The sequence below is a fragment of the Geothrix paludis genome (assembly GCF_022808815.1).
Classification (GTDB): Bacteria; Acidobacteriota; Holophagae; order Holophagales; family Holophagaceae; genus Geothrix; species Geothrix paludis.
The window spans coordinates 18,522-31,540 of record NZ_JAKZLC010000003.1 but is presented as its reverse complement, the minus strand read 5'-3'; the positions used below and the strand labels follow the sequence as shown (position 1 = coordinate 31,540).

Sequence of the window (13,019 nt, the reverse complement as noted above, 5' to 3'; positions counted from 1 at the left end):
CCCTTTCCTCCGCTAGACGGCGGCAGGAACGGCGGCCAGCTCCTTCACCCAGGCGGGCAGGGTGCGGACGCCCTTGGGCGCCTGCAGGGCCTTCTGGTAGCGGCGGAGCTCACCCTCGTGGTTGACGATGAAGTCGCTCTCTTCGGTGTAGCTGGTGATGGGCAGCCAGGCGGTGGCGGCGCGGCCCAGGTCCGAGGCTTCCACCTCGAAGGCCAGGCTAAACTCGGCGGCCTTGAGGATCTGGCCCAGCAGCTCGGTCTCCTTGGGGCTGGTGAAGGCGGCGTCGTGCAGTAGCGCCACGGCCTTGACCTCGCCCTTCTGGACCTTGGCCAGCAGCTCTTCCAGCGCGCCGAAGCGGTAGCCACGCTCCGTGAAGCCCCGGCGGTTGAGGATGCCGTCCTCGCTGGTCTGGTACTTGGGCAGCACCGCGGGGATGGTCTTGTCGCCGCTGCCGTAGCGCAGGCCTTCGGAGGCCGCCAAGTCGCCCAGGCGCTGGGCGGTGTCGCAGCCGAAGGTGCCCTGGCCGATGACCGCCACGGGGCCCGCGGCCTGGAGGGCCTCGCGAATGGCATCAAGCGAGGCCGGCGCGCCCTTCAGCAGGGGCGCGGGGGTCCCACCCTGCCGGTTGTAGTGCACGTAGGCGTAGCGCTCCGCGTCGCTGATGAAGTGCGTGGTCTCCTTGCCCTCCAGGGGCCGGGGGCGGAAGCGGTGGATCTGGTTGGCCTCATGGTCGATCCAGATGGGGTTGCCCAGCGCCGAGTGGCGGCTGATGGAGGGCGTGTTCTTGAGGTACCAGACGCGCTTGCGGAAGCGGAAGTCGCGGCTGGTCAGGGCGCCCACGGGGCAGAGGTCCACCACGTTGCCCGCGTAGGGGTTCTGGTCGAGGGACTTGCCCGTGTAGGTGGTGACTTCCAGGTGGGCGCCGCGCTGCGCGACCGTGAGCTCGTAGCCGCCGCTGATCTCCTTGGTGAAGCGCACGCAGCGGGTGCAGTGGATGCAGCGGTTCTTGTCGATGACGATCTTGGCGCCCAGGTCCTCGTAGCGGTAGCGCCGCTTCACCTCGGCCATGCGGGAGTCGCCGCTGCCGTAATGGTACGAGTAGTCCTGGAGCTTGCACTCGCCCGCCTGGTCGCAGATGGGGCAGTCCAGCGGGTGGTTCATGAGGAGGAATTCCATGACGCCGGCCCGGGCATCGGCCACGGCGGGCGTGTTGGTGAAGACCTCCATCACCACGGCCTCGGGATTGTCCTTGGGCGCGGGCGGCACGGTGGTGGTGCAGCTGGTGGCGAGCTTGGGCTGGCCCTTGATCTCCACGAGGCACATGCGGCAGGTGGCCACGGGCGTGAGCGCGGGGTGGTAGCAGTAGTGGGGGATGTCGATGCCCACGGTGCGGCAGGCATCCAGCACCAGGGTGCCGGGGTTCACGCTCAGTTCGACATCGTTGATCTTGATCGTCGGCATGGGCCCACTCCAGGCCTTCCAGGATGGGGCTTGGGGCGCTGGAGGTAAAGGTGGACGCCCCAACCCCTTCCAGCGGCCCAGGTCCTTCCGGGAGCCCGGAAGTCCAGGAAATCCGCCAGATCCGGCCGGCGGCGGCCTCCTGTGGCGGGAGTCACATTCGGGACGGGCGCCTTCGGCCGGCGCTCCGGAACCCGGAAGGGCCGGACCTCGGGGACGCCCGGGACATCCAGCCCTTCCGGATGGGCCCACGGCATGAAAAAATCAAGGGTTCAGGGGGCGGACATGCCTACGGCATTGATCTCGGTGTACGACAAGACGGGGCTGCTGCCCCTGGCCAAGGGACTTCTGGCGCAGGGCTGGCGCATCCTGGCCACCGGAGGAACGCTCCGCGCCCTGCAGGAAGCCAAGCTGGAGGCCCAGGAGGTGGCCGCCTACACCGGCGCCCCGGAGTGCTTCGACGGCCGGGTGAAGACCCTGCACCCCCGCATCCACGGGGGCCTGCTCTACCGCCGCGATCTGCCGGAGCATGTGGCCGACGCCAAGGCCCAGGGCATCGACCCCATCGACCTGGTGGTGATCAACCTCTACCCCTTCGAAGCCACCATCGCCCGGGAAGGAACCACTCCCGCCGAGGCCATCGAGCAGATCGACATCGGCGGTCCCAGCATGATCCGGAGCGCTTCCAAGAACCACGCCTCGGTCACCGTGCTCACCGGCCCCGATCAGTACGAGCCCTTCCTCGCGAAGCTCAAGGCCGGCACCTGGGGGCTGGAGGACCGCCGCCGCTGCGCCCTGGAGGCCTTCCGCCGCACCGCAGCCTACGATGCCGCCATCGCCGGCTGGATGGAGCGGGAACTGGCCCACGGCAAGGCCGCCGAGCTGCCCCACCACCTCTGCCTGAACCTGGTCCAGAAGCAGGGCCTGCGCTACGGCGAGAACCCGCACCAGCCCGCGGCCTTCTACGTGGAGCCCGGCCGCAAGGTGGAGGGCATGGCCGCCTGCCACCAGCACCAGGGCAAGGAGCTCAGCTTCAACAACCTGCTGGACGCCGACGCCTGCGCCAAGCTGGTCTGGCAGTTCCCGGCCCCGGCCTGCGTCATCGTCAAGCACAACAACCCCTGCGGCGTGGGCCAGGGGCCCCATGCGCTGGAGGCCTTCATGCGCGCCCAGGCCGGCGACCCCGTCAGCGCCTTCGGCGGCATCGTGGCCTTCAATCGCCCGGTGGGCGTCGAAGTGGCGCGCGTCATGGCCCAGACCTTCTGGGAGGTGATCCTCGCGCCGGCCTTCACCGGCGAGGCCCTGGAGGTCTTCGCGGCCAAGAAGCAGCTCCGCATCCTGCAGACCCCGGACCACTGGCCCCAGGCGGCCGAGGGCCTGGACACCCGCTCCATCGGCGGTGGCTATCTGGTCCAGCACGCGGACGACGGCTTCGTGCCCTTCGAGGACTGGGAGGTGAAGGCCAGCGGGTCCGGCGCCAAGCCCCGGGCGGAGGACCTCATGCTGGCCCAGCGCGTGGCCAAGGCCGTGAAGTCCAACGCCATCGTGCTGGTGAAGGACGGCGCCACCGTGGGCATCGGCGCCGGGCAGATGAGCCGCGTGGATTCCGTGGAGATCGCCTGCCGCAAGGCCGGGACGCGGTCCCGCGGAGCCGTGCTGGGCAGCGATGCCTTCTTCCCCTTCGCCGACGGCCTCGAGCTGGCGGCCAACCACGGCGTGACCGCCTTCGTGGAACCCGGCGGCAGCCTCCGCGACAACGAAGTCATCGCCGCCGCCCAGAAACTCGGCGTGTGGCTCTTCTTCACCGGCATGCGGCACTTCAGGCATTGATGCTGTCCGGGGGTTCCGCGCTGCGCGCACACCCCCGGAGCCCCCGCGCGCGACACGGGCAAAGCCCGTTCCGCGCTTTTCTTTCCGATCGTCCGATATCCTGGATCACCTATGAAAACTTCCGAACTCCGCCAGCGATTCCTGCAGTACTTCGAGCGCCAGGGGCACCGGCGGGTGGCCTCCAGCGCGGTCATCGGGCCGGCGGACGATCCCACGGTGATGTGGACCAACTCGGGCATGATCCAGTTCAAGGACGTGTTCCTGGGCAAGGAGAAGCGCGACTACAGCCGCGCCACCACCAGCCAGAAGTGCTTGCGGGCCGGCGGCAAGCACAACGACCTGGACCAGGTGGGCTTCACGGCCCGCCACCACACCTTCTTCGAGATGCTGGGCAACTTCAGCTTCGGGGACTACTTCAAGGCCGATGCCATCCGCTACGCCTGGGAGTTCGTCACGGGGCCGGTGGACCAGGGCAACCTGGGCCTGGATCCGGCCCACCTCTGGATCACAGTCTTCGAGGGCGCCGACGGCGTGCCCGCGGACACCGAGGCTGAGGAGCTGTGGAAGGCCGCCGGTGTGCGCCCCGACCGCATCATGCGCTTCGGCAAGAAGGACAACTTCTGGCAGATGGGCGACACCGGCCCCTGCGGCCCCTGCTCCGAGATGCACTACGACCGCGGCGCGCACATCCCCGGCGACGCCACGCCCAACGGCGAAGGCGATCGCGTCATGGAGATCTGGAACCTGGTCTTCATGCAGTACGAGCGAGACGCCCAGGGCGTGCTCGCTCCGCTGCCGCGGCCCAGCATCGACACGGGCATGGGCCTGGAGCGCACGGCCAGCATCCTCCAGGGCGTCGACACCAACTACGAGATCGACCTCTTCGAGCCCATTTTCGAGGCCATCTGGAAAGTGGCGAAGATCAAGGCCGACGAGCGCCGGGAGCACACGAACCGCACGGCCTCCCAGGTCATCGCCGACCACATCCGCGCCGCCACCTTCATGTGCTACGACGGCGTGGTGCCCAGCAACGAGGGGCGCGGCTACGTCCTGCGCAAGATCGTGCGCCGGGCCCTCCGCTTCGGCCGCAAGCTGGGCATCGAGGGGCTCTTCTTCGCGGACCTGGCGCCGGCGGTGGCCCAGGCCATGGGCGACCAGTACCCCGAGCTGCTGGGCGAGCTGCCGCGCATCCAGAAGTCCCTGCGCCACGAGGAGCGGCAGTTCAGCCAGACGCTCTCCACCGGCCTGAAGATCCTGGAAGCCAGCACCATCGCGGACGGCGCCCTCGCGGGCTCCGACATCTTCCGCCTCTACGACACCTACGGCTTCCCCGTGGACCTGGTGGAGGACTGGTGCCGGGAGCGGGGCATCCGCGCCGATCTCGACGGCTTCCAGCAGGAGCTGGCCGCCCAGCGCCACCGGGCCCGGGCCGCCATGAAGTCACACGACCTGCGCCTGGCCGGCGACCTGGCCGCGCTGGCGGACCTGCCGCCCACCTCCTTCACCGGCTACGACCATCTCGACGGCCAGGCCCATGTGGTGGCGCTCTTCGATGCCGCCAACCGGCGCGTGAAGCAGCTCACGGGCGCCGGCTCCGTGCTGCTGGACCACACCCCCTTCTACGCCCAGTCCGGCGGGCAGGTGGGCGACACGGGCCAGCTCCGCTTCGAGGGCGGCCTCGCCGAGGTGCTGGACTGCACGGCCCCCGCCCAGAAGCGCCACCTCCACAAGGTCGAGGTGGCGGGCACCCTACTGGAGAACATGGCCGTCACCGCCCACGTGCACCCCATCCGGCGCCGCCGCGTCCGGGCCCACCACACGGCCACGCACCTGCTGCATGCCGCCCTGCGGGAGGTCCTCGGCACCCACGTGAAGCAGGCCGGCAGTGTGGTGGACGAACACCGCCTGCGCTTCGACTTCACCCACTTCGCCCCTCTGGAGGCTGAGCAGATCGCCGAGATCGAGCGGCTGGCCACCCGGGAGGCCCTCAAGGCCCTGCCCACCGCCATCCAGGAGATGGACATCGAGGCCGCGCTCGCCTCCGGGGCCATGGCCCTCTTCGGCGAGAAGTACGGGGACGTGGTCCGCGTGGTGCAGGTCCCCGGCTTCTCCACCGAACTCTGCGGCGGCACCCACGTGGGGAACACCGGCGAGATCGGTGTGGTGAAGATCCTCTCGGAAGGGGCCGTCAGCGCCGGCGTGCGCCGCATCGAGGCCGTGGCCGGCGAGCTGGCCCTGGAGCTGCTCCAGGCCGACGAGGCCATGATCCATGGGCTCTCCCGCCAGGCGAACTCAGCCCGCGAAGTCCTGCCGGACCTGCTCACAGCCAAGGATCAGCGCATCACCCAGCTGGAGCGCGACCTCAAGGAGGCCAAGCTCAAGGCCGCCAGCGGCGGCGGCAGCGCCGAGCAGGCCGAGCAGGTGAAGGGCGCCACCCTGGTCACGGCCGCGGTGGAGGGGCTTGAAGGCAACGCCCTGCGGGAGTTCATGGATCAGGTCCGCACCCGGCACCGGAGCGCCGTCATCGTCCTGGCCTCGAAGACCGCCGAGGACAAGGTGGCCGCCCTGGTCTCCGTGTCCCCGGACCTGCCCTACGATGCGGGCGCCCTCTTCAAGACCATGCTGCCGGCCCTGAACGGCCGGGGCGGCGGGAAGAAGGACCTGGCCCAGGGCGGCGGATCCAACCCCGCCGGCCTGCCCGAGGCCTTCGCGGCCCTGCGCTCGGCGCTCTGATCCGGCCAAGGGTTACCTTCCGCCCTCCGGGTCCGACAAGATGGAGGTAGTACTCCCCCGGAGGCGTCCCACCCATGCTTCCCATCCGCCGCCTGCTGTTGCGGGATCACCTGATCCTCATGACGGGTCTGTTCACGCTGCTCCTCGGCCTGGCCTGGTGGGGCCAGCAGCGGGCGCTGGAGCGGCAGGCGGGCGCCCGGGCCAAGACGGCGCTGCGCCACCTCGACGAGCTGCTCCGGATCGATCTCCAAGCCTCCCAGTCCCTCGGCCAAGTGGTCCATGACTGGTGGGCGGACGGGACCCTGGATCCGGCCCAGCCCGAGCAGGCCGCCCGGATGATCCTGCCGGCCCTGACGGCCCAGCACAGCATCACCAGCCTCAACCTGGCCACCGCGGAGGGGCGATCCCTGCTCTTCCTGAGAATCGGCCAAGTCTGGTCCCTCCGGGAACTGGAGAACGCGGGGCCCGGGGCCCGGATCCGCTGGCGGCGCCTGGAACTGGCGGGACCGGCGGCGCCGGGGCCGTGGACGCCCATGCCCTACGACCCCCGCACCCGGCCCTGGTACGCCGCCGGGGCGGCGGCCTCGGCCCCGGCCTGGACCGAGCCCTACACCTTCTACACCACCCAGGATCCCGGCATCACGTACACCCTGCCCCTCCGTGACGGGGCCGGCCTCCGGGGCGTGGTGGCCCTGGACTTCCTGCTGGACGACCTCACCCGCCGCGTCTGGTCCGCCCAGCCCACGCCCGGCAGCCAATCCCTCGTGGTGGATCCCCAGGGACGGGCCCTGATCCTTCCGCGGGATGCGGCCTACGAGTCCCCCGAACACCGCCGCCAGGCCTTTCTCAAGGCCCCGGAAGCCCGCTTCCCGAATCCGGGGATCCGCCTGGAGGACGATGCGAGGGATGGGGCGCCCCGCCGCGTCCACCTGGGGGGCCGGACGGCCATGGGGCTGTCCCGCTCCTTCGAGGGCCTCCCGGGCCTCCACTGGTCGCTGTTGCTGGCCATCCCCGAGGATGACCTGCTGGGCCCGCTGGGATTCCGGGTGGCGGGCCTGCTCGGCCTGGTCATCATCGGCCTCGCCCTGGCGGCCTGGCGCATCCACCACATCGCCCGCAGGGTGGCCGAACCCATCACCGCCCTCGGAACCATGGCGGAAACCCTGGGGCAGGGCGGACCCGCTCCCACCGTCCGCTCGGACATCCAGGAGATCCGCAGCCTGGAGCGCGCCCTCCTCCGGGCGGACGAGAGCCTCGCGGACCGCGCCCGCCTGCAGAGCCAGCTGGAGCACAGCCAGCGCATGGAGACCGTGGGCACCCTGGCGGGGGGCATCGCCCACGACGTCAACAACCAGCTGGCCGCGATCCTGGGCCAGCTCCACCTGAGCCGGGAGCTGCTGCCCGAGGGGCATCCGGTGATCGCCCGGATCCTCCGCGCCGAGGAGGCCACGAAACGCTGTGCCCAGACCACCAAGGCCCTGCTGTCCTTCAGCCACCAGTCGCGGCCGGAGCTGAAGCCCCTCGACCTCAACGCGCTCATCCGCGATACGGCGGCCCTCATGGAGCGCCTGCTGGGGGGCATGATCCGGCTGCACCTGGCCCTCGACCTGAACCTTCCCCGGGTGGAGGGCGACTCGGTGCAACTGGAGCAGGTGCTCATGAACCTGGTGGTGAACGCACGAGATGCCATGCCGGCGGGGGGCAGCCTCACCCTCCGGACCTTCCTGGGCGAGGAAGGGCAGGTCTGCATGGAGGTCCAGGACACGGGCACGGGCATCCCCGACCACCTCCTGCCGCACATCTTCGAGCCCTTTGTCACCACCAAGGATTCGACCAAGGGCACCGGCCTGGGCCTGGCCATGGTCTTCGGCATCGTGCGGGCCCACCAGGGGCAGATCTGGGCGGAGAACGCCCCAGGCGGCGGAGCCTGTTTCCGCATGTGCCTCCCGCCGATCCCCACGGACGCGCCTCAGGAAGCCCCGGCCCCGACCGATCCCGCCGGGGCCCCGGGAACCCTGGCCGGACGGCGGATCCTGGTGGCCGAGGATGAGGCCCTGCTGCGCGACATGCTGGCGGACGCCCTGACCCTGGCCCGGGCCCAGGTCACGGCGACCCCGGACGGCGGCGTGGCCTGGCAGGCCTGGCAGACGGGCCGCTTCGACCTGGTGCTGAGCGACCATCGCATGCCCGACTGCACGGGCCTGGAGCTGCTGGAGCGGATCCGCGCCACGGGCTCGACGGTGCCCTTCATCCTGGTGAGCGGCCAGGGACTGGAGGGCATGGAGGCGAAGCTGGCCAAGGTGCCCCGGGTGCGGCTCCTGCCCAAGCCCTTCGAGCTGTCGCGGCTGCTCGCCCTCATGGCCGAGATGCTGGGGGCCTCTGGGACCCGCTAGGTCAGCGCGTCTCCAGATCCTCGCCGACCTCCACCTGGATCGTCCCCGTGGCCTTCGCCGAACCCCGGGTCACGGTGACGGTGTAGGGGCCTGGCTTGACGAACTTCGAGCCTTCGCCGCGGTACTCGGAAACCAGGTCCGAGGTGGGCTTCAGGTCCCAGGCGATGCGCTGGAGGCCGGCCCGGCCCGGCGCCTTGAGGTTGGCCACCGGCCGCCCGTCCGGAGCATTGATGGCCAAGCTCAGGTCCTCCCCGGTGTCGGCCTTGAGGTAGATCTGGAAGGTGGCGCCCAGGGGCGGGTTGGTCCCCCGGAAGGTCCCGGCCTTCCCCTCCTCGCTGGCGTTTCCGGGCAGGAGCTGGCGGGCCAGGACGCGCCGGGGCGCGAAGAGGTGCAGCTCCCCGCCCAGCACCTCCGGAGACAAGCCCTGCAGCACGGAGAGGTCGTCCAGCACGTAGAGGCTGCGGCCGTGAGTGGCGATGACCAGATCGTTCTCCCGGGCCTGGATGGCCAGGTCGTCCACGGGCACCGGCGGCAGATCGCCCAGAGGTAGCCAGCGCTGGCCCTGGTCCAGGCTCACGAACAGGCCGCCCTCGGTGCCGCAGTAGAGCACCTTCGGGTTGACCGGATCCTCCTTCACCACATGGGCCGGCTGGTCCTGGGGCAGGCCCGCGCCAAGCCCCTGCCAGGTCTTCCCGCCGTCCGCCGTGCGGTAGACCAGCGGCGCGTACGAACCGGTCCGGTGGGCCTGGACCGCCAGGTAGGCCACGCCGGGCTCCCGGCCGGCCTCGAGGCGCTGGATCCACTGGCCCTTCACGGCCGCCGGCAGGTTCGGCGTCAGGTCGGTCCAGGTGCCGCCCTCGTCCTCGGTGCGCCAGACCTTGCCGTCATCGGTGCCGGCCCAGAGCAGCCCGGCCTTGGCCGGGGATTCGGCCAGGGTGTAGATCACGCCGTAGGTCTCGGCGCCACTGCCGCTGGTGCGGGTCCGCTTCGGATCCTGGGTGGTGAGGTCGGGGCTGATGGGCTTCCAGCGCTCGCCTCGGTCCGTGAGCTTGAACACACGGTTGCCCGCCAGGTAGAGCACGTCCTTGGCATGGCGGCTGCGGAGGAAGGGGCTGGCCCAGTGGAAGCGGTAGGCCTCCTGGCCCTCGGCGGGCTCGGGCCGCAGGAACTTCATGGCCCCGCTGCGGAGGTTCACCCGGAAGATGGATCCTCCCTGGCTTTCCGCGAACAGGACACCGGCGTCGGCGGGATCGAACAGCACGTGAAAACCGTCGCCACCGCCCAGGTTCGTCCAGTCCTGGTTGAGGATGCCGTCCTTGCTGAAGGTGCGGCCGGGTCCCACCCAGTTCCGGTTGTCCTGGAGCCCGCCCGCCACCCGGTAGGGCGTGCTGTCGTCCACGGCGATGCGGTAGTACTCCCCGGCGGGGAAGCGGTTCAGCGCCTCCCAGGAGGCGCCGGCGGAATGGCTCTGGTACAGGCCGCCATCGGTCCCCAGCAGGAGGTGCTTCGGGGCCTTGGGATCGAAGGCCAGGGCGTGAAGATCGGGATGCACCTTCTCGGAGCGGTCCTCCCGCCAGGTGGCGGCGCCATCCTCGGAGACGTGCAGGCCGAAACCCAGGACGTAGACGCGGCGGTCGTCATCCGGGGCGATGCGGATCTGGCTGAAGTAGAAGGGGCGGGGGTTCAGGGGGCTGGTGCGGGTCCAGGTGTCGCCGCCATCCTCGGAGCGGAAGGTGCCGCCGGCCTTGCTCATGATGTCCATGATGGGGACGGTGCCGCCCTCGTCACTCTGCACCACGGCCATGACCACGCCTGGCTTGGAGGCGCCGACGGCCAGGCCGATGCGCCCGGTGCCCGCCGGCAGGCCCTTCGTGAGCTTGGTCCAGGTGGCCCCGCCGTCCGTGCTGCGGAAGATCCCGCCCAGGTCACGCCCCTCTGTGGCCGCCGGCCCCGCCTGGAAGGCCCAGGGGAAGCGGCGTCGCGCGTAGAGGGCCGCATAGACGGTGTCGGGGTTCCGCGGGTCCAGCACCACATCCCCGCAGCCCACCCGGTCGCCGAAGGGCGCCAGGGCGGTGAGCACGGCCTTCCAGCTCTTCCCGCCGTCGGTGGTCTTGTAGAGTCCCCGCTCGCCGCCCGGCGTCCACAGGTCGCCCATGGCCGCCGCATAGGCCACGGCCTCGTCTTTCGGGTGGACGGCCAGGCGCGCGATGCAGCGGCTGGCAGTAAGCCCCGCCGCGCCCCAGGTGGCCCCGCCATCCTCACTGCGGAAGACGCCCTTGCCCCAGCCAGAGCTGTTGCGGTCGTTGGCCTCGCCCGTGCCGGCCCACACCACCTTGGGGTTGGCCGGCGAGACGGCCAAGGCGCCGATGGAAGCTACGCCCGTCTTGTCGAAGACGGGCTGGAAGCTGGCGCCCGCGTCGGTGGTCTTCATCACGCCGCCGTGGGCGAGGGCCACGTACCAGGTGAAGGGATCCGAGGGATCCACGGCCACGTCGGAGATGCGCCCGCCCATGACGGCGGGGCCGATGGCCCTGGCCTTGAGGGGCTTCAGGAAGGTGGCGTCCACCGGGAGGGCCGGGGCCGCGGGCGGCGCCGCGGGCTCAGCCTTCCGGGGGCGACCCGCGGCGGCCAGCGGCGAAGCCAGGCAGATCGACAGGGCCAGGGGGCTCAGGATCATCAGGCGCATGGGGGACCTCAGGCACGACGGTGTCAGCCTCGTGTCTTGAGGTCAACCCGGGGCGATCCTATTTCCGGGCCGCGCCGGGTTTCGCGTGGCAGTCCCCGCAGGCCGCCAGGTGCGGGTCGGGACTCCGCCAGTAGACCCCGTCCTGGCCCTCCACCTCTCCGCGCCGGGCCTCCGGCACCCGGGGCCAGTAGAAGACGAAGGCGCTGGTTCCGTCGGCCTTCGTCTCCCTCATGTAGAGCGGACCCGGCTCGGTCCCGGGCCGGCCGTGGTCGTCCTCGTAGGTGGAGAGCACCGCGTAGGCCCCCGGGGGAAGCGGCTGGCCGGCACGGTAGGCGTCGATCCCCGAGGCGGTGATCCAGGCGCGCAGCCAGCGGTCGCCGTGGGCCCTGCTCCGCATCGGCGCCGGCGTGGCCGGTTCCAGGCTGGCATAGTCCAGGGCCCGGATGGGCAGGTCCGCCTCGGTGTCGGCGCGCTTGGCGGCGTCCGCCTCCGCCGCGGCCCGGTTGGTCTCCTCGTTGCCGAAGACCATGATGCCGCCCAGCTTCCCGCTGAAGCCCCAGCACCCCAGCCAGATGACGCCCACCAGCAACGGACCCGCCCCCACCCCCCGTTCCCAGAACCGGCGCCCCCCCCGCCTGGGACGACCCAGTGCCGCGGGGGCATCGAGCCGGCGCCAAGCGCGCCAGAGCAGCCAGAGGCAGAGGCCACCGATCAGGAACCCGCTGAAGGCCGCCAGCTCGTGGAGCTGCAGGATCCGCTGCAGGACCTGCTTCTCGGTGGCCACTCGCGGCAGGAAGGCCCCGGGCGGGATGAGCGCGATCTGGCGCCCCCACAGGAGGCCGCTGGCCAGGGCCACGGTGCTGCCCAGCCATCCCACGAGGGCCAGGAAGAATGAGGTGCCCGTCCACAGGCGGACATGCCTCGGATGGAAGGAGGCCAGCATGGCCAGCGGCAGCACGGCGATCAGGCCCAGGGGGATGTGGACGAAGGCCGGGTGCTCCCGGGCGATGAACTCGAGCAGGGAGGTGGTGGACACGGGCGGGTGACCTCAGAACACGCGGACGACGTTGAAGCCGATGGACCACTGGGAGGAGGACCTGGGCCCGCCCCCGTAGTCTCCGCTGAGGACCTGGTTGGCCGTGGTGCCCGGAACGTTCGTGCCGATGAGGGTGAAGCGGTGCTTGAAGGTCCGGTAGGAGACGCCGGCGGCGAAGCCCGGCCGGTAGGTGCTGCCGTCCGTCACGACGCCGGGCGTGGCGTGGGCGAACTTGGACGGCCGCGGATAGTACTCGCCCATGAAGGAGAACTTTTCGGTGAACCCGATGCGCAGGCCCAGGCCCACGTTGAACACGCCTCCCGTGTTGGGCGAGGTGTTGGGCGCGGCCCCGGGCGGCACCGCCAGGATCGTGTCGGTGGTGGTGGTCTTCGTGATGTAGGTGGGCACCACCGAGAAGATGATGTCGTCCGTGAGGAAGATCTCCGTGGGAACCTGGAAGACGCCACCGGCGACGCCCACCCTTCCGATGGGTGTGGTGGTGGCCGGCACCACCTCGTCGAACCGCTCGGCCCGCACGGCCATGCGGATGCGATCCAGGTCCAGCACCTGCTGCTGCAGGCCGAAGGTGAAGGTCTTGTTGTCCGCCGTGCGGTAGATGAACGCATTGAGGCCCGGGACCGGCTTGATCCCGAAGGTGAACCCCAGTCCGGCATAGGCGTAGCCGTCCAGGCCGTAGACATCCTTGCCGTGGTCCTTCACCGGGGTGACGAAGCGGTGGGTGAAGGCGAGGCCGATGTCCCAGAACTGCATCCGCTCGGCCGTGGGGAGGTTGATGGCCAGAGGATAGTCCGAGGACTCGGCGTGGAGGGCACCCGCGGCTCCGAGGGCGCAGGCGAGGGAGAGAAGCTTCCGTGGCATCCGA

7 protein-coding genes are annotated in these 13,019 nt (G+C 70.6%); 3 read left to right on the top strand and 4 right to left on the bottom strand.

Going from position 1 to position 13,019, the window contains the following annotated elements:
* Positions 1 to 12: 12 nt before the first annotated feature.
* Positions 13 to 1,461: an NADH-quinone oxidoreductase subunit G gene (locus tag MLE64_RS08350; protein WP_243317321.1), complete on the bottom strand. Its 1,449-nt coding sequence runs from the start codon at positions 1,459 to 1,461 to the stop codon at positions 13 to 15.
* 282 nt (positions 1,462 to 1,743) lie between these two features.
* Between MLE64_RS08350 and purH the strand changes: the two genes are divergently transcribed.
* The 3 genes from purH (at position 1,744) to MLE64_RS08335 (ending at position 8,414) form a co-directional block, all read left to right on the top strand.
* Entirely contained in the window at positions 1,744 to 3,288 is a 1,545-nt protein-coding gene (gene purH / locus MLE64_RS08345) for a bifunctional phosphoribosylaminoimidazolecarboxamide formyltransferase/IMP cyclohydrolase (protein WP_243317320.1), read from the top strand.
* Between the two features lie 111 nt (positions 3,289 to 3,399).
* Entirely contained in the window at positions 3,400 to 6,021 is a 2,622-nt protein-coding gene (gene alaS / locus MLE64_RS08340; protein ID WP_243317319.1) for an alanine--tRNA ligase, read from the top strand.
* A 74-nt stretch (positions 6,022 to 6,095) separates the two neighbouring features.
* Entirely contained in the window at positions 6,096 to 8,414 is a 2,319-nt protein-coding gene (locus tag MLE64_RS08335; RefSeq protein ID WP_243317318.1) for an ATP-binding protein, read from the top strand.
* Between the two features lies 1 nt (position 8,415).
* On the opposite strand, the gene MLE64_RS08330 is transcribed toward MLE64_RS08335, so the two are convergent.
* From MLE64_RS08330 to MLE64_RS08320, 3 genes are read right to left on the bottom strand one after another with little or no spacing between them, the layout of a single operon-like run.
* The gene (locus MLE64_RS08330) at positions 8,416 to 11,100 is read right to left on the bottom strand and encodes a WD40/YVTN/BNR-like repeat-containing protein (protein WP_243317317.1); all 2,685 of its coding nucleotides are present in this window, start codon (positions 11,098 to 11,100) and stop codon (positions 8,416 to 8,418) included.
* A 58-nt stretch (positions 11,101 to 11,158) separates the two neighbouring features.
* Positions 11,159 to 12,136 (bottom strand): DUF2231 domain-containing protein, encoded by a 978-nt coding sequence (locus MLE64_RS08325; protein WP_243317316.1) that lies wholly within the window; start codon positions 12,134 to 12,136, stop codon positions 11,159 to 11,161.
* A 12-nt stretch (positions 12,137 to 12,148) separates the two neighbouring features.
* A complete protein-coding gene (locus MLE64_RS08320; protein ID WP_243317315.1) occupies positions 12,149 to 13,015 on the bottom strand; it encodes a DUF5777 family beta-barrel protein in 867 nt (288 codons plus the stop codon).
* Positions 13,016 to 13,019 lie beyond the last annotated feature (4 nt).